Below are 17614 nucleotides of genomic sequence, written 5' to 3'. Positions count from 1 at the left end.
CCTTTCTATTTGGCTTTAATCAATAAGGACTAAAGTCCTTACTACGAACCTCATTCTTCCATCACGAAATCTAACAATCGGTGAGCCATTTCTAGTTTGCTGCAAGGTGCTATTTCTACTTGCTTGCCGGCGGCATTAATTAATATTGCTTGATTGGTATTGCTGCCGAAACCTGCACCTATTTGATCGATCGGGTTTGCCGCGATCGCATCCAGCTTCTTAGCCCGCAATTTCTCCAATGCAGGCTTGACAATATCCCCAGTTTGTGCTGCAAACCCAACGAGTTTTTGGTGCGGCTGTTTTAGGTTCCCCAACTCTGCCACAATATCCGCTACCGGTGCTAACGGTAAAGAATTGGGGAGCGATCGCTTCGGCAACTTCTCACTGCTGTAATCAGCCGGTTTCACATCCGCCACCGCCGCCGCCATCACCGTCAAATCCGCATCCAGAAAGCATTCCAGCATCGCCTGCCGCATTTCTTGTGCACTCGTAACTGCGATCGCCCGCACGCCTGACCACGGTAATTCGCCAGTTATACTGTGTACCAGCGTCACCGTCGCCCCTCGATGCTGTGCAGCTTGCGCCAAAGCTATGCCCATTTTTCCCGTCGAAGGATTGCCGATAAACCGCACCGGATCTAAGTGTTCCCGCGTTCCTCCCGCGCTGATTAACACCCGTTTTCCCGCTAAATCTCGATCGCCCTTCGTATACAAAAGCGACTCAATATGAGGCAAAATCTCACCAGGTTCTGCCATGCGGCCAACACCCGCGCGATCGCACGCCAGCATTCCCGCCCCCGGATTCGCAGCATGATAGCGCCCATCCGCCAACACTTCCCGCCAATTCCGCTGCACCGCAGGCTGTTCCCACATATCCGTATTCATCGCCGGCGCCAGCAGAATCGGGCAAGTAGAAGCTAACACAGTATTTGTAAGCAAATTATCAGCAAAACCCCCCGCCAGCTTCGCCAAAGTATTAGCAGTCAGGGGAGCAATCACAAAAACTTCCGCCCATTCTCCCAGTTGAATATGCAGCGGGCGGCCGTGATTTGCTTGCCAAAAATCTTTGTCCGTAAAAGCCGGATGGCGGGAAAGAGTAGCAAAAGTTAAAGGCGTTACAAACTCCCCAGCCGCATCAGTAACAATCACTTTAACATCAGCTCCAGCCTTCGCCAAAGTTGAAACTACTTCGCAAACTTTATAAGCCGCAATCCCGCCACTAACACCGATTAAAATTCGTCTGCCTTTCATCTCATTAGATTTGCATTGCATTCATTCGCTCTCAATTCTAGAAATTATCTGCGTTTATCTGTGTTTATCTGCCTTGCATCTGCGGTTTCGGTATCAATCAAATATTTATGAAATAAGCCTATTTTATCATAAAAAAAGAATCAAGAAAGAAGTTCAGATGAAAACAGATAAAAATCCATAACTCATCTGTTCAATCCGCAACAAAAAATGCTGCTAACTTCTTCCTCAATTCCGCCCTTAATTTTTAAGCTAGATTTTCAAGCCTATGCTTCGTCGTAGGCTTCCATATCCAGAAGGTGGAGATAAGGTTCAACCAACTCCGGCCGCTGAAAGGCAAGCGATCGCAACAAATGCCAATCATTCAATCCTTCAAAAGGATCAGTATAATCGTCAACCTCCAAACGGACAGCCAATTCTGCCACGTCTTGAGAAGTAAGTACAGCAATATCGCGCGATGCTTTGGTTAAAGTTTTCATGTTTTTTACCCCTGCCCTAGACTTCCGCCATACTATATACTAAGCCTTTAATCACATTTCGACACAGTTTCTACAACAAAACTTCGCATTACATCTACAACTTCCGGCAGAATCTCGTGTCCCATGTTAAATTCTCGATACTGCACCTGAGATCCCCAAGCAGTCAAACTGTCGCGCGATCGCACCGCAGCACTAACGGGCACAATAGTATCTTGAGTACCGTGCACGATCAAAACAGGTGGCAAAGCGCTCCCAGCAACGGGCGAAATCGACGAATGCAAATAACCGCTCAGACAAATTAAACCCGCTACCGGCAAAGTCAAGCCCACATCCAGAGTCATCGCTCCGCCTTGAGAAAAGCCCCCTAAAATCGTCCGAGACAAAGGCACGCCCGTGCTGCTTTCCAAAGACAGCAACAATTCCGTCAGCAATTGCCGACTTTCTATCAATCCCTGAGCATCTTTATTTGCCAAGTCATACCACGCTTTTCCGCTCATTACCTGCGGATGGGGAAACGGAGCATCGGGAAACACAAACTGATAATCCGGCAAATTGAAAGCCGGTGCTAAAGCCGTCAAATCCTGAGCATTAGCACCCCACCCGTGCAAAGCGACAATTAAAGCGACTGGTTTGCGATCGGTTGTTGGCGGAATGCTAATAAATTGTAAAGACATCGTAATTAGTAATTGGTAATCTGGCCTTCTGAAAATTATAAATTGTTGTGGCGTATCAAACCCAACTTTTAACTGTAGGGTGCTTATGGGCACACCTTACCTAAGTAAGGTGCGCTAAATGTTAACTGTAGGGTGTTCTTCGGCGCACCTTTCCATAGGTGCGAAGCTTACAAAACAGTCCCTATTTCCTTCAAATAAACCCGCGTAAACGGTTCGTCATCCCCCAGACTGTACTGTTCGATCAACCCCTGGTGGCGAATAGAAATATTATTCCCTTCCCGCACCACAACAGTATCCTCATCAGTGCATTCTCTGACCAAAATCATCTCAGTTTCCCCCGGATTGTCCAGCACCACCATATTGCTGCCCCGATAAAACATTCCCTCAGCTTCCAAAACATCTTCGGGATATTCAGCAATCAACAAATCGAGCTTGGGATTCCGCAGCAAAGTTTGCACGTTCACATTGTAATTCTTATTCATCACCTTTTCAGAACGGTTGACGAAAAGTCCAGTGCGACAAACAGCGCCCACCGTCCAATCGGGATGCTGCAATAGAATGTGGTCGATTATTTCTTGCAGTTCCTGCGCCGAAATTCGGTTAAAAGTAATAATGGGAATTCTGGCTGATTTTCCCGATTCAAAGAAAGTTTCGATAATATGCGAAGGCACATCAACCCCTAATCCGACAGCCGGATTGAGGTGCATGAAAATTCCCGGCGCAGCATTGATTTCGAGAATCCCAAAATTGCCTGTTTTCCAAGATTTGGCGAGAGTTTCTGTGATCACATCAACCCCCAAACAAGTTAACCGAAAATGTTGGGCGATATCTTGAGCCAAAACAATGTTATCGGGGTGAACGGTGCGGGTAGCGTCGATGCTGACGCCGCCTGCGGAAAGATTGGCAACTTTCCGCAAAGAAACAGTGCGATCGCGCTCTAACACGCTATCCAATGACAGCCCTTGTTCTTCCAGATACATTTCCATCGCTTCATCGGACTGAATTTTGCTCATCGCCGAAGTTGGCGTATCCAAACGTTCGGGTTTGCGGTTTTCACGGCGGATCAATTCGCGAATTGTTAAGTCGCCGTCTCCTGTTACCGAAGCGGGCCGGCGTTCAGTTGCAGAAACAAATTTGCCGTCAACACACAGCAGCCTAAAATCCGATCCTTTGATGCTGTTTTCCACAATTACTCGCACCGGTTCTGTTTCGGGAATTGCCTTAACTGCTCTTTTAAAAGCCGCCTGCAATTCTTCAGCATCTCGGACATCTGCTGTTACGCCAATTCCTTTATGACCGACTACTGGTTTGATAGCAACTGGGTAGCCAATTTCTCTGGCAACTGCCAGAACTCCGTTTTCTGTAGAGACGATATCTCCTTTGGGAACAGGAAATCCTAAGGTAGCGAGAAAAGCTTTACAATCGTCTTTGCGCGTGGTAAAATCTGAGTCTAAATGGCTATCAGAATCAAAAGTTGTTGCAGAGCCGCGCACCAGTTTTTTGCCGTAACCGTATTGCATCAGTCCTTCATCCCACAAATAAAATGTGGGAATGCCTTTTTGGGATGCCGATCGCATTAATGAATAAACTGTCGGGCCTCCGTAAACAGACTGCCGGAACATATTTTGCAGCGCGCCTATTTGTGCTGACAATGGGAAGTCTTGATTTTGATTGATCGCTTCAAACCAATCCCAAACAGCGTAAACTACGGATCGGGCGCTGCGGGCGTGAAGTGCTTCTATGCTGATTCTGTTAAACTGAGAAAATGGCTTGATGTTCCAGTGTTGGAAGTGCAAACCCATGTCGAGTTTGGCTACTTCTGAGGCGGTGCGGCCGAACAGTTGGGCGTGGTTGGAGAAAGTTTCGTGCAGCAGTTGCGGGTAGCGATCGCCAATAATTTCATGGTAATGTGCGATCGGCTTTAGTTCGCTCGCATCCGTTACCGCCAAATCGAACACTAAAGCCGCTGTTTCTAGGTAAGGGTTTGGCCCGATGTAGTGTTTGAAGTTGAAAATATCAAATACATCAGTTTTTCGAGCATTGACGCGGGCTGTCTCGGTACTTTTTTCTTGCAGCATTTTCTAACCTCCTTTTAACTAATTGGTCAGATTAACTCTCCTCTCGGTGCATTGCATACTACCTGCCGGCATAGATATAGCCTTTCTCACAAAGGTAAGATTTTAGATACTTCGGCTTGCTTCGGCTTGCTTCGGCTTGCTTCGGCTACGCTGGCTCACAAGTCGCTCAGCACAAGACGCTCAGCACAACTCGCGAGCGAACAAGTTTTAGATTTTAGATTGTAGATTGAGGGATCGATACCTCATCGAGAGTGGGCACTGCTATATTTCAGAGAGCGAGCATCTGTGTTTTGCTTTCGCCGTGATGTCCGCACTCGCGCAGCATACAAGACTCGCGAAGTATACAAGACTCGCGCAGCATACAAGACCATTAGTGAAAAAATAAAACTAACGCTGCATTTGTCAATCGGTAAAACTACTCAAAAAACTGCTTTTGAGAAAAGTGGAAAATTCGCAATTTGGGGGTGAGCGGGCATAAATACGGCGCGCCGCACGTCCCCCCAAATCTCAGTTTTATAGCCAAAATATAAGTAAAATTGCTGATTGACAAATGCTCCCTAGTTTAAGTTGTCAGCAATGATACAAAACTCCCGATCGCCAATTCTCCGCGAGCAATTACCAATAACTAATGACTACTTAAAAAAACTATAACTTTGGAGAGGTACAACGCTAACTAAAATTGGCTATGACTGTGAAAAAGGATTTAAGAGGCAGCAAATTATGAAAATCGCACAAACTGCTCTAAGGGATAAAGTTCATCAATTAGCTGAGGAAGCATTTCACCTCAAGCTGATTTCTGGGTACGGCGACGGTCAAAACAGCAACGAATATCAGATTGTCTGGAACGGCAAACCGAGACACTTGCCTTTAGAACGGGCGCGTACAGTGTTGAGCAGTTTGCTCGAACGATCGCACTAACTGGCGATCGGACTCATTTAGCAATTGCGCTCATCAACCCGGTTTGTCGGAAAAACTAACATCAGGAGCGGCGAAAAATCCCACCTGAAAGCCGGTTGATGACCCCGCCCGCGTCAGTCCGAGAATCTAGACTCATTTTTTGACCCCTCCTAGTAGGGAGGGGTTAGTCTTAGAAATCTCTACCTTTTAGCAGTTTTCCAGACAAAAAAGATTATGTTTTATTGAAATATAATCAATTAAAAGTACACAGCGTATGGCTAGCGGCAAAAATCAGGGGAAATTGCTAATTATTGGCGGCGCCGAAGACAAAGACGGGGACTGCAAAATTCTGCGGGAATTCTTGCGGTGCGCCGGAGGCACTAAAGCCCGCATTGTAGTGATGACGGCTGCCACAAGCCTGCCGGGAGAAGTCGGAGATAATTACATCCGAGTGTTTGAGCGGCTGGGCGCAGAAGAGGTGCGAGTTGTTGACACCCAGAAACCCGAAGATGCCGACAATCCAGATTATTTAGAAGCGATCGAACAAGCGACCGGCATATTCTTTACCGGCGGAGAGCAAGCGCGGATTATTAGCTGCTTGAAAGACACGAAACTCGACGCAGCTATGCACAAACGCTACTCGGAAGGGGCGATCATTGGTGGCACCAGTGCCGGCGCGGCGATGATGCCAGACATCATGATTATTGAAGGAGATTCGGAGACAAATCCACGGGTTGAGGTAGTAGCAATGGGCCCGGGAATGGGTTTCCTGCCGGGAATTGTCATCGACCAGCATTTCGCCCAGCGAGGTCGTCTCGGACGTTTAGTTTCCGCACTCTTGGTGCAACCAGCAGTCTTGGGATTTGGGATTGACGAAAATACAGCTATTTTAGTCAGCGACGACCACTTTGAAGTTATTGGCGAAGGCGCTGTAACTGTCATCGACGAGTCGGACAAACTCCACGACAATATAGACGGACTGTTGAAGGATGAGGCTTTGGCGATTTGCGGCGCGAAGTTGCACATCCTCCCCCACGGATACCGGTTTAATTTAAAAACCCGCCAGCCGATGTTCGATCGGATAGCAACACCAGGACAGAGAGAAATGGCGATCGGCTAATTTACTTCCAACTGGCAAAAATCTAAAAATTATGTAGGGTGCGCAGTGCGCACCTTACCGCTTCAACGAAGTATTAGGGTTAAAAAACCCAGTTTAGGCGATCGCGAACTAATAAAAAGAAGAGGATTTGACCTCTTCTTTTATTCCTGCGGTTTCGGCTCGATCAAGCACTTTTCTGTTCGTCAAAAAACGACTGCTGCCCTTCTTCAGTCGATATTAAATTCCACCCTTGAGTAATCAGCTTCTGAAAAGTTGCCCATCCCTTAGAACCGCCCGGTTCGAGGTAGTCGGACGCAGCGAACTGCGGAAAAGCTGTATAAGGCCGCCATGCTTGACGCACTTCGGTACGCAAGTGCAATATCTTTTCTCCATTTCCTCCCAATCTGGGCAACCAACACATTTGTTTTAGCATTTTTTACACTCCAGAGTTTTTACAGTAACGGTAATTCGCCAACATCCCAAATTAAACTTTTAGAACCCTAGAGCCACTGCTCGGAATATCTAACAGGTAACAGGGACGGATGAGATTTTCACCGATTACCAATTACTGAGGTAGCAGCAGTCGTCTAAGCTGATTTGGGTTCTGCCGAGTTTGCCAGTTCAGAAATATAAGACCAGTGCTGCCAAGGCATAAGCAAAAATAATCATTGCTCTTCTTGGCTCAAACTTGACTTAATGTCGATCGCGCGGAAATCTAGTTAAATCAAGCCTTTATCTTTCTGGTTTCCCTTGCCTTATAATTACAAACTCATCCTCGCCCTTTCCGCCTAAAATGACATCTTTCTACGGTATTGGCTCTGTCAGCTAAAAAATGTTCCTTTAGTTACAATTGTTAAATTTTTATCACGATTTATATACTTATCAAAAGTTAAATTACTTTTCATAAACAGCGATTAATAAGTTTTAGTTACTTTAGCTACATTTTTGCTCTAAATCAGAGCTCCGGTTGCTGGTGTAGAGCTTGCTGGATCGCTAGGGTGCGCACGATAGTTGTTGGAATACTACAAATACATGATTCGCCTGCGGGAAATTTTGCCTACACATTACACTGAAAATATTGAATTTATCCACGAAAATCCCGAAACTAAAGTGCTCGCTGATTACCGCTGGAGCGAGGAGAGAATGCGAGTATTAGTAGTTACGAATTTTTAGCTAAACAGACGGGAATCCCCACACTATATCGCTTCGATTAGTGTGGGATGAAAGACGCGGTGAGACGAGGATTCCACCTGTCAACCCACTCAAAACTATGTTTTGACCGATGACGGGTGGATGACGAGGCGAACAAATTATTTTATTCGACTTTTTTCAACCATTTCTGTCGACCGTTGAGATTTGGCAATAAAAGTTAATACTTAATAATAGAAGTTTCTTTGAATGTATAAATAAAATTTTGAATGTATAAATAAAATATTTATTCGCGTACTTGACATAAAGTAACGCATTCAAGTATATTAACAATTGATGAATCGCGATTTAAATTACACATTCACCGCTTAAATGAGAACTTCTTACCAGTATCGATTACGTCCAACAAAATCACAAGCCATTGAGATTGACAGATGGCTGTCAATGTTATGTGCACAGTACAACTATTTGTTGGCAGATCGATTCAACTGGTACGAGCAAAATCGTTCATCCATTAATGCGTGTCCCCTAGTTTGCTACTTACCTGAACTGCGGGACAATCCCGATTACTACACCCAGAAAAAAACGTTACCTCAACTCAAAAAGACCCATCCTTGGTATGCCGAGATTTACTCTCAAGTCCTCCAAGATGCAGTTAAACGAGTTAAGGTAACGTTTGATCGTTTCCTCAAAGGTGATGGTAACGGAAAACGCAGCGGTAGACCAAGATTTAAACAACGCAGCCGTTACCGCACGTTCACCTATCCTCAAATTAAAGACGGCTGCTTGCAAAACAACTTAATTAACTTGCCCATGTTCGGAAAAATTAAAGTTGTTTTGCACCGTTCGATACCTAATGGATTCAAAATCAAAACCGCCTCTATTACTAAAAAAGCTGACGGGTACTATGTCACTCTCAGTTTAGAAGATTCTACAGTCCCTGAGATTAAACCAGAGTTCAATCCTCAAAAGATTGTTGGAATTGATGTTGGGTTGAAGGATTTCTTAACAACATCGGAAAATGAGACTGTAGCAATTCCTCAACATTACCGCAAAGCTCAAAAGCGCCTGCGAACTATTCAAAAGCGAGTCTCGCGTCGTAAAAAAGGCAGTAACCGCAGGCAAAAAGCAGTCAAACAACTGGGGAAATGTCACAAAAAAGTAGCAGACAAACGCAAAGATTTTCATTTTAAAACTGCCAATAATTTATTGAAAAAATATGACGTTGTTGCAGTTGAAGATTTGAATGTTAAAGGACTCGCTCGTACAAAACTAGCTAAATCTGTGTTGGACGCTGGGTGGTCAAGCTTTCTGTCGATTCTAACAAACAAAGCCGTAAATGCTGGTTTGTTGGTAATCCCAGTAAGTGCCTATAATACTTCACAAGATTGTTCTGGTTGTGGCGAAAAAGTACCAAAAAAGCTGCATGAAAGATGGCACGACTGCCCCAATTGTGGATGTAGTCTTGACCGCGATCATAACGCCGCGATAAATATAAAAAATAGGGCGGTGGGTCATCCCGTCTTTAACGCTCAGTCAATGTCCGAAGCAATAGCTGGAGTCACTGAGAAGCCTACGCCATACTGTACTCAGTTGGCGTAGGAGTATGTCACGATACTTATCTATCTAGTTACTGCATTCCTAACTTTCCGAATACGGGAAATTGGCACGAATGGATGTATAACAAAATCGTATAAGTTGGGGAAGAAGGCTTTAAGTTTGATTTGCTGGAATGATCGGCGCAGGTATTTGTTTGAGCGCCGGAGAATTTATGTCTCCAGACAGATGATCGGCGAACTTGTGCAATATTAAATTGTATTTATGATTGGCGCACACAACTCAAGAAACCGGGTTTGGCTACCGAACTGGATGGCTGTAACGATTTTTTTTTGTCGAAAAACTCGGTTTCTGCGTCATGGAGTGCGATCGCAATTCCGATGATTGAGCATAATAATTGCACACCCTCGTGCCAACTGTCAATTAACAAAAACTTTGTGAGAGGACAAATTCTATGGGCTGGCTCAAAAGACTGTTTGGTTTAGAAAAACTGGAAAATCAGGACAATGTGGAAGCTCCTGCTTACCAAGCACCTGCCGCTGCATCTCAAGCTCAAGCTCAACCTGTGGCCCAACCTGCGGCGAACACTCAAACAATCCCGCCGGAACGCATGGGATTGAATGGAGAATACGATCAAAGCGGTTTAGCTAAACGGGTGGCTCAGGCCTTTGATGCAAATCCTGATGTTGCAGATATTGAGACTGTTTATGTGGCTCAACTGGGCACTACTGTGGTTCTCAAAGGTACAGTTCCCGATCAGGAAATTGTTACTAAATTGGTGACAATTGCTAAAGGTGTTAAGGGTGCAACTGGGGTGGAAACTAATCAAGTTATTGTTGGCTAGCGCCACGGTTGTTTATAACAGTTAACAGTTAACTGTTAACTGTTATCGGTTAATAGTTTTTTCACTTATCTTGCTGTACCTAAAAAATATGACTGGGGACACATTAGTACCTACTCGCGGTAAATTAGAACGGAGTCTTGCGCAGGGTATTCAAGCTTTGTACCGTTCTCTACTCGGACATCAAACGAGTCAGGCGCTCTGCAATCTTTTGGATAACAAATTGATAATTGTGATCGAAAATGCGATTACTAAACCCGAAAAATTGCTGGCTCAGAACGGTCAGGAAGATTTGGCTTCGCAGGTGCGATCGCAATTAGACTCGGTTCTGGAATTGCAACTGAAAGACTTAATCAAAGAAGTTTTGGGCGTGGGAGTGACTGATTTGCTCAGCGATGCGACTTTGGAGACTGGCCGCACGGGAACCATCGCAATTTTGGAGTCTGCACCTAAAGTTCGCGATGCTAGTTCTAAGTCTAAAACTCAACCAGAAGTGGCTGATTGTTGAGGTGTTGGCGGATAATAGTTTCTAAATCCTTGATGTTAAAAGGTTTGGAAAGGTATGCAATACAGCCGGCTTGGAGAATCCGATCGCGGTCTTCTGTTTTTGCTAGTGCTGTGACAGCAACAATCGGAATATGTCTGAGTTCGGGGTTTTCTCTGATCCGCTTTACTAATTCTATACCGTCTATATCGGGCAGGCAAATGTCGAGTACGATTAGGTCGGGAGAGCGCGAGACTGCTGTTGACAGAGCTGTGTACCCGTCAACGGCTCCCACGCACTCGCAGCCGAATAAATCGAGTATTTGCGTCAGCAGCTCTAAGTTGTCGTGATTGTCGTCTACAGCCAAGACTAGAGGACGCTTGTCAACCGCCGGTTGACCGCTATTTAAAGACAAAGATTCCAAATTCTTATTCCAATTAGGGTAGTTCATAAATGCCGATCGAAAAACGATCGTAAAAGTTGTACCCGAGGCATTCCTCAAGTGGCGCTCCGGCACTTGAAACAGATTGGCTCGTATTTGTAGCTTTTAATTGCCAGTCTTCGCTCTAGCCCGATTGTACAATATCGGTGCTTTGCTGGTGCAAAGACTGCACCATTCGATCGATTATAGCATCTCCATAATTTTACTGATCAAAAGCGCAAATTACCAACTTACACCTACGGGCGATCGGCATTAGCAACAAGACGCGATAACTAGGAAAAGTATTGCCCATCAAGCATCCTATCTTAACGGCTGTGAAGAGTGGCGGCAGCTTTTCAGGATACTACCAAAAGTAGACTACGGTTGTTCTACGTAAATCCACCTGAAGGAAGATTCTAAGCGGCACTTAATTTTAACAACTTCCACCTGCTGAGAGATTCTTGTTTGTCTGGTTTAGACTTCAATGTTTTTAAGTAGTAATTATCACAATTTTAGCAAGTAAAAAATCATTTTTTACTTAAGTTTTACCGGATATTAACCTAGGAGGTTTTGATGACAATTGCAATCAGAGACGACTTGACTTACATTTTGCTCAAACAGATTGGCAGCGGCAACGGCAAGGGAGAGTCGGCAATTAGGAATGCAGCCGAAGAATATGTCGGTCGAGAAATAGCAGAAGCGGAATTGCTCGGTCACTTGGACTACCTCAACCAAAGGGAATTTATCAAAGCCGAGTTTAGTGGATAGCCTTACGGAGGAACTGAGTTATTGCCGGCTTTAGTGGCATTTCAAGAAGCTGATTTAACGGAAAAAGGCCGCAAACTGTTGCAGAAAATGGAGACGAATCCTCCTAAGTCTCTGCATCAAGAAGGGTCAGCAGTTCCGATCGCCTCTAAGGATATGCCATTTTTGGAAAAAGTTATGGTAAACGGTCACTTGGAGGATATTTTTGATGCCAGGGACATTACCGAATTGGTGTACCGGACAATGCGAGATTTGATGACAACAGAAGCAAGCGATCGCGTGGAAGCTGAACTGCACACAGAAGTTTTGCCGACGGACGACAAAACTTTGCAAAAAGAAATAGCAGACCTCTGGAAAGATACGAATCCGCTGGTGGGATTGCTGAGCCGGGTGCGTCCGCCTTGGCAAGGGCCTGCACCTTTTGTGATTGATTCCAACTTGTTTATTTTTCGGGTGGAACAAGAAGGCCCACTTCCTTCTGGGGTAAAACCGGAAACTGCGATCGCCGCCGTATTTTCGGCAACGAAGGATGAGTTGTCCGAGGAACGAATTCAGGAAATAGCGGGCTTTTTGCCGGACAGAATTCTGAAAATTTGGGAGTCGGCTTAAAAGGATAATTTCGAGTATAAATACTTACCAACCGGGTTGAAAAACCAGCATTCTGCGTTCTTGCATCAGAAGCTTGTCCGATCGACCCGGTTGCTGTATTTGTGCGATCGTTCGGAATAGTAGTCGGCATAAAAGTCTTTTGAGAAAACCCGGTTTCTACCCAAAATTTGTGGGAAAACCCAAAATATTGCTAAAAACCGGGTTTCTCGATCCCGGCTGGAAAAAATCCCACAGATAGAGCGAAAGTGTTGTAGTCTATAATACAGGGCGAGTTAACACAGTGGCTCGCAAAAATGCTGTTAACAGCCGGAGAGCAAAAGGGATGACTCGCTCAAAAGTTAGACAAATGTCACGATCGACTCTAGAACAAGAAATTTTACTCAATCGAATTACCAATCGCATTCGCAACTCTTTAGAACTGCAAGAAATTTTGTCAACAACAGCGCGAGAAATCCGCAGTTTTTTAGGCAGCGATCGGGTAAAACTTTATCGCTTTGAATCCGACGGTAGCGGTGAGGTGATTGCTGAGTCCATCAACGGCGACAACTTGCCATCTCTGCTTGGTTTGCGCTTTCCTGCTGGCGACATTCCCCCTAGTGCCCGCGAAATGTTTCTCAAAGCGCGGCAGCGAGTGATTGTAGATGTCCAATTGCAGCATAAAATAATTAATCGGTTAGATTGTCCCGAAACCGGCAAAACTTTAGCAGTTGAAGATATTCGCTATGGTCCTGTAGACCCCTGTCATGCAGAATATCTGAAGGCTATGGGGGCGCGTTCTTCTCTGACGGTGCCGATTGTGCATCAAAATCAGCTTTGGGGGTTGTTGGCTTGTCACCACAGCCAACCGAAACGGTTTAACGATCGAGAATTGAAAATGGTGCAGTTGCTTGTGGATCAACTTTCAATTGCGATCGCCCAATCTTTTCTGCTAAGTCAAGCCCGACAGCAAGCCCGCGACGAAGCCGTTGTCAACCAGATTAGCAGTTTGCTACACTCTCCTCTGAAATTAAACGAAATTCGGCAAGTAGTTCTCGAACAAACTGTCAAGCATTTGCACGGTTCGGGAGGGCGGCTGTACATTGCAGCCGAGTTTCGCGATCTGCCCGCTAAACTTTATACCTGCGGCCAGCAGCCTTCGGAGTGCGACTTGGAACTCAGCGAATTTTGGCAGCAGATCATGGGGTTGACCAATGAAAACGAGGTAGAAAAAACTGCCGTTAATATCAGCCAATTAGGTATTTTTCCAAATTTACATTCCGAGCATTACAATTCAATTGATACAAATATTTCCAGTTTGATCGTACCACACTTGTACGCGATTTCCGATATTTCTCAAGAACCTCAACTCAAATCTTTATCTGCAAATTTTATCGAAGCTGACCTTCGGTCATTTTTGGTAATACCGCTGCAATACGGCCAACAGTGCATCGGCTGTCTCACCGTTTTTCGCAGCGCCGTAGAAACCGAAATTTTGTGGGCGGGAAATTCCCATTCCGACACCCGGAACGATCGTCCCCGACAGTCCTTTACAGCTTGGAAAGAAATCAAAATCGTCGAAGCTCAAAAGTGGAGCATCGACGAACTGAAACTAGCAAAATCTTTGGGAACGCACCTGTACATGGCTGGAATGCAGAGGCGCGTCGAAGCGATGATCCGACATCAAGCTTCTCACGACCAACTAACTGGTTTAGCGAATAGATTGCTGTTTAATGAAAGGCTGTCTTTAGCTTTAGCTAACGCTCACCAAAACGCCGAAATGCTGGCGGTAATCTTTTTAGATTTGGACAGATTTAAAAATGTTAACGATACTCTTGGGCATCCCGTGGGCGATTTGTTGCTGCAAGGTGTATCTCGGCGTTTGACTAACTGTTTGCGCGTGGGGGATTCGCTCGCTCGTTGGGGCGGCGATGAATTTACCGTGCTGCTGCACAATATCAACAGCCCTGAAGAAGCAATTAAGGTTTGCAAGGAAATTATCCATAGTTTAAGCAGTCCTTTTGATTTTGACGGTCTGGAACTCTATACTAAGGCTAGCTTGGGAATTGCTTTGGCTCCTTATGACGGAGAAGATGCAGAAACTTTGCTGAAAAATGCTGATGCAGCGATGTACAGAGCTAAACAGAGAGGTCGGAATAATTATCAGTTTTACACGCGGGCGATCGGCAATCAAGTCTCGGAAGAACTTAATTTAGAAAATCAGCTTTACAAAGCTCTGAAAAATTCAGAATTTGTGCTGTACTATCAACCGCAAATAAACTTAAATACTGGCAAAATAGTCGGCATGGAAGCTCTGATCAGGTGGCAGCATCCCGAACGCGGCTTGATTTTTCCCGATCGATTTATTCCCTTAGCTGAGGAAACAGGATTTATCTGCCAAATAGACGAATGGGTGATGCGAACTGCTTGCTTGCAAAATAGAGCGTGGCAGTTAATGGGATTGCCGCCGATGCGGATAGCTGTAAATTTATCAGGCCGCCAGTTTATGCAGCCTAACACGGTACAAACCATCGCTGAAATTTTGTCAGAAACCCAGTTAAATCCCGATTATTTGGAAATAGAAATTACTGAGAGCATTGCGATGACCGATGTGAATTTTACGGTATCGGTATTGCGGCAGTTACAGCAAATGGGAATTCACATTTCTCTGGACGATTTTGGCACCGGTTATTCTTCTCTGTGGTCTCTGAAAAACTTTCCGCTCAATAATTTAAAAATAGACAAATCCTTTGTGGCAGATTTGCTCAACGACAGCAGCGGTGCTACGATTGTGAAACTGGCGATTGCCCTCGGACAGGGCTTGAAATTACAGGTGATTGCCGAGGGTGTGGAAACAGCAGAACAGTTGGAATTTTTGCAGTCGTTGCAGTGCGAGATGGGTCAGGGTTACTTCTTTAGCAAACCATTACCGGTGGCGGCCGCAACCGAATTTTGCCTGGAAAATCAACAGAGTAAAATACTTAATGCAGTTGACAGTTGACAGTTGACAGTTGACAGTTTAGTCAGTTGACAGATGAGGGCGACCTCTACTTGGAAGGAAGAGGATTGGAGTAATGAATAGTCTGATTTTAATTTCTCCCTACAAGGGTTCCGGCTTTAAACCAATTCTTTCTGGTAATTTAAATTAACAACCAGAAAGCCGAAAAAAAAGAGCTTGTTCGTAGTTAGGACTTCAGTGATCATAGGAGAATTGAATAAATCTTTTATGTACTGTGAAAACCTCTTCGCAACGCAGATAAACGCAGATGGATTTCCTGATGGAACACCGAAGGAATGCAATGCAAGTCTAATAAGGTTTGTAGTGATGACTTTAGTCCTCAAAAAGAAGGACTAAAGTCATCACTACAAACCTATTTGATTGTTGTTAGAAGGGACAGGTTACTGCCACACAAAGACTTTTGCTTCGTATTCCGGCAAGTCAATCATAATATTGTCATCGCCCGATTCAACATCATAATTTCCCGTCCATTCGTGCCAATTTCCGTTGGCCGGGAAGTGAGGAACGTTGTAACCTGCCAGATAATTTTCTGACATATTCGCCACGACCACAACTCTCGAACCTTCATCGTTCCAGCGAGTGTAAGCAAACACTTTCGCCTCTGGATCTTCGTGGAAAAATTCGATGTTTTCTGTGTAAAGTGCTTGGTTATTTTTGCGTAGGTGAATCAAGCCTTTGTAGTATTCCCACAAACCTTTATTCATGTCATTTCCTAGCAGCGTCCAGTCAATTTTAGATTGCTCGATCGTTTTGGCTTTGTATTCGCCAAATTCTTCGCCCATCCAAATCAACGGCACGCCAACTGCTGTCATTAACAGTGCTACTCCCAACTTCGCCCGCTTGAATGCTGCTTCATCCAAAATTCCGTGCTCTCCCAATTCTGAGAACACGCGATCGTGGTCGTGATTGCTCAAATAATTGATTACATTCGTAGCACCTAAGAAACCTTGCCGCTTGCAGTCGATCACCTCTTTGAGCCGTTCTAAATCAAAATTTTCCCCGCAGAGTTGTGGAATTATGGAGTGATAAAAACTGTCGTGCCAGCAGCCGTCCATCGGCCCATCTACATTGGTGATGCTAGGATCTTCGGGAATGTATTCGGCAATGGTGTAAAACGGTTTTGGACCGGCGACATTTTTGGCTTCTTGAACGATCCAGTGCATAAAATCGTAGTTGGCCATTTGTCGCGCTGCGTCGAAACGAATGCCGTCGAGATGGTATTCTTGAACCCAATAGCGGACTGCATCGCCGGCAAATTTGCGCGCTGGGTAAGTTCCTAGCTTTTCGTCGTAAAATTCGTAGTTGAATTCCGGGCCCCAATTGTTGTCTGGATCGCGGGGGGCGTGGTGGTACCAATAATCGTGATCGATTTGGGTGAGGGGGCTGGATGATTCGGAGTGGTTGTAAATCCCGTCGATGATGACGCGAATCCCGCGCCCGTGACACTCGTCGATCAGGTTTTTGAGTTCTTCTGTGGTGCCGTAGCTGGACTCTGCTGCGAAGAAGTAGCGCGGGTTATAGCCCCAACTGTAGTCACCAGGGTATTCTTTGAGGGGCATTAGTTCGATCGCGTTGATGCCGAGATCCACTAAGTAATCGAGTTTTTCGACTACGTGCTTGTACTTGCCGCGGGCGAGGGGATCTGCTTCGCCGCCGGAAAAGTCGGCAACGTGCATTTCGTATATGACTAATTCGCGATCGGCAGGGAGGGGTTTGTCGTCGTGTTTCCAGACGTAGGTATCGATGATGCGATCGCCATCTTTGATCCTAACAACGGCGTTTTGACTCGCATCGTCAATGTCAGTCGCGTAGGGATCTACCACATCTACCCACTGATCTGCTTCCAGAAACCAGCTTTTCGACTGCACGCGGAATTTGTATTGATAAACGCCATCCTCCAAATCTACTTTGGTGCGGAAATTACCTTTTTCATCCTTTTCCATCGGGATTTCTTCCCAATTAGAAAAACACCCCATCAAGGCAGCTCCTTTGTTGTAGGGAGCAAATAACTTGAATTCAATTGGAGGGGCCATAATACCTCTTTTAAAATATTTCAGTAAGAGTTGATACTTTTAATTTCGCAAATTTAAGCGACCTCAGGCATCACTCTGCGGATAGAATTTCTGTAAGTGCTTAACTATTCCTAAAAGTATGGTTTTTTGCCCTGACCGCTGCATTTTGTGAAGTGAAATCGCGCCAGTATTGGTAGTGCGATCGCCATCGATCTTATTTGCTCTCTCTCAACATTAAGTATTAGTATCCCTATTATTACTTCGCATCTATCTTAAGGTATATTTAGTGAAAAAAAAAGTAATTTTA

Annotated in this window: 16 protein-coding genes; 9 read left to right on the top strand and 7 right to left on the bottom strand. The window is 45.1% G+C overall.

Going from position 1 to position 17614, the window contains the following annotated elements; all coding sequences use genetic code 11:
• Positions 1–50 precede the first annotated feature (50 nt).
• The 4 genes from coaBC to QUB66_RS17630 all read right to left on the bottom strand — a co-directional run bounded on the left by coaBC (position 51) and on the right by QUB66_RS17630 (position 4478).
• Complete coding sequence (coaBC, locus tag QUB66_RS17645) at positions 51–1250, bottom strand: bifunctional phosphopantothenoylcysteine decarboxylase/phosphopantothenate--cysteine ligase CoaBC (protein ID WP_332968897.1); 1200 nt, start codon at positions 1248–1250, stop codon at positions 51–53.
• 263 nt (positions 1251–1513) lie between these two features.
• On the bottom strand, positions 1514–1726 hold the full coding sequence (gene isiD / locus QUB66_RS17640; RefSeq protein ID WP_006632739.1) for a protein IsiD: 213 nt from the start codon (positions 1724–1726) through the stop codon (positions 1514–1516).
• Positions 1727–1773: 47 nt separating this feature from the next.
• Positions 1774–2400 carry an alpha/beta hydrolase gene (locus tag QUB66_RS17635; protein WP_332968872.1) on the bottom strand — a complete coding sequence of 209 codons (627 nt, stop codon included), beginning with the start codon at positions 2398–2400 and terminating at the stop codon, positions 1774–1776.
• A gap of 167 nt (positions 2401–2567) precedes the next feature.
• On the bottom strand, positions 2568–4478 hold the full coding sequence (locus tag QUB66_RS17630; protein WP_265238930.1) for an ATP-binding protein: 1911 nt from the start codon (positions 4476–4478) through the stop codon (positions 2568–2570).
• A 720-nt stretch (positions 4479–5198) separates the two neighbouring features.
• Between QUB66_RS17630 and QUB66_RS17625 the strand changes: the two genes are divergently transcribed.
• Together QUB66_RS17625 and QUB66_RS17620 are read left to right on the top strand one after the other, a co-directional pair.
• Positions 5199–5396, top strand: a complete 198-nt coding sequence (locus QUB66_RS17625; protein ID WP_265238929.1) for a hypothetical protein — start codon at positions 5199–5201, stop codon at positions 5394–5396.
• 253 nt (positions 5397–5649) lie between these two features.
• Complete coding sequence (locus tag QUB66_RS17620) at positions 5650–6495, top strand: cyanophycinase (protein ID WP_265238928.1); 846 nt, start codon at positions 5650–5652, stop codon at positions 6493–6495.
• 163 nt (positions 6496–6658) lie between these two features.
• Here QUB66_RS17620 and QUB66_RS17615 read toward each other — a convergent pair whose 3' ends face one another.
• The gene (locus QUB66_RS17615; protein WP_265238927.1) at positions 6659–6907 is read right to left on the bottom strand and encodes a hypothetical protein; all 249 of its coding nucleotides are present in this window, start codon (positions 6905–6907) and stop codon (positions 6659–6661) included.
• Between the two features lie 581 nt (positions 6908–7488).
• Here QUB66_RS17615 and QUB66_RS17610 point away from each other — a divergent pair.
• The 4 genes from QUB66_RS17610 to QUB66_RS17595 all read left to right on the top strand — a co-directional run bounded on the left by QUB66_RS17610 (position 7489) and on the right by QUB66_RS17595 (position 10529).
• On the top strand, positions 7489–7647 hold the full coding sequence (locus tag QUB66_RS17610; RefSeq protein ID WP_265238926.1) for a hypothetical protein: 159 nt from the start codon (positions 7489–7491) through the stop codon (positions 7645–7647).
• 348 nt (positions 7648–7995) lie between these two features.
• Positions 7996–9225 carry an RNA-guided endonuclease InsQ/TnpB family protein gene (locus QUB66_RS17605; RefSeq protein ID WP_332968870.1) on the top strand — a complete coding sequence of 410 codons (1230 nt, stop codon included), beginning with the start codon at positions 7996–7998 and terminating at the stop codon, positions 9223–9225.
• 409 nt (positions 9226–9634) lie between these two features.
• Positions 9635–10024, top strand: a complete 390-nt coding sequence (locus QUB66_RS17600; protein WP_332968869.1) for a BON domain-containing protein — start codon at positions 9635–9637, stop codon at positions 10022–10024.
• A gap of 88 nt (positions 10025–10112) precedes the next feature.
• Positions 10113–10529, top strand: coding sequence for a DUF2294 domain-containing protein (locus tag QUB66_RS17595; protein ID WP_265238923.1), 417 nt, complete (start codon positions 10113–10115; stop codon positions 10527–10529).
• Here QUB66_RS17595 and QUB66_RS17590 read toward each other — a convergent pair.
• Positions 10498–10956: a response regulator gene (locus QUB66_RS17590; protein WP_265238922.1), complete on the bottom strand. Its 459-nt coding sequence runs from the start codon at positions 10954–10956 to the stop codon at positions 10498–10500. The two genes, QUB66_RS17595 and QUB66_RS17590, sit on opposite strands and share 32 nt — an antisense overlap.
• Positions 10957–11499: 543 nt before the next feature.
• Here QUB66_RS17590 and QUB66_RS17585 point away from each other — a divergent pair.
• The 3 genes from QUB66_RS17585 (at position 11500) to QUB66_RS17575 (ending at position 15277) form a co-directional block, all read left to right on the top strand.
• Positions 11500–11694: a hypothetical protein gene (locus QUB66_RS17585; RefSeq protein WP_265238921.1), complete on the top strand. Its 195-nt coding sequence runs from the start codon at positions 11500–11502 to the stop codon at positions 11692–11694.
• Positions 11695–11715: 21 nt separating this feature from the next.
• Positions 11716–12300 (top strand): DUF2267 domain-containing protein, encoded by a 585-nt coding sequence (locus QUB66_RS17580; protein ID WP_265238920.1) that lies wholly within the window; start codon positions 11716–11718, stop codon positions 12298–12300.
• Between the two features lie 322 nt (positions 12301–12622).
• On the top strand, positions 12623–15277 hold the full coding sequence (locus tag QUB66_RS17575) for an EAL domain-containing protein (protein ID WP_442923298.1): 2655 nt from the start codon (positions 12623–12625) through the stop codon (positions 15275–15277).
• 398 nt (positions 15278–15675) lie between these two features.
• Here the strand turns inward: QUB66_RS17575 and QUB66_RS17570 are convergent, their stop codons facing one another.
• Positions 15676–17328 carry an alpha-amylase family glycosyl hydrolase gene (locus QUB66_RS17570; protein ID WP_332968865.1) on the bottom strand — a complete coding sequence of 551 codons (1653 nt, stop codon included), beginning with the start codon at positions 17326–17328 and terminating at the stop codon, positions 15676–15678.
• Between the last annotated feature and the right edge of the window lie 286 nt (positions 17329–17614).

The sequence above is a fragment of the Microcoleus sp. A2-C3 genome, assembly GCF_036706065.1.
In the GTDB taxonomy this organism is placed as follows: Bacteria; Cyanobacteriota; Cyanobacteriia; order Cyanobacteriales; family Microcoleaceae; genus Microcoleus.
The sequence above is the reverse complement of the archived record's forward strand: the minus strand, read 5'-3'. Positions and strand labels throughout refer to the sequence as shown.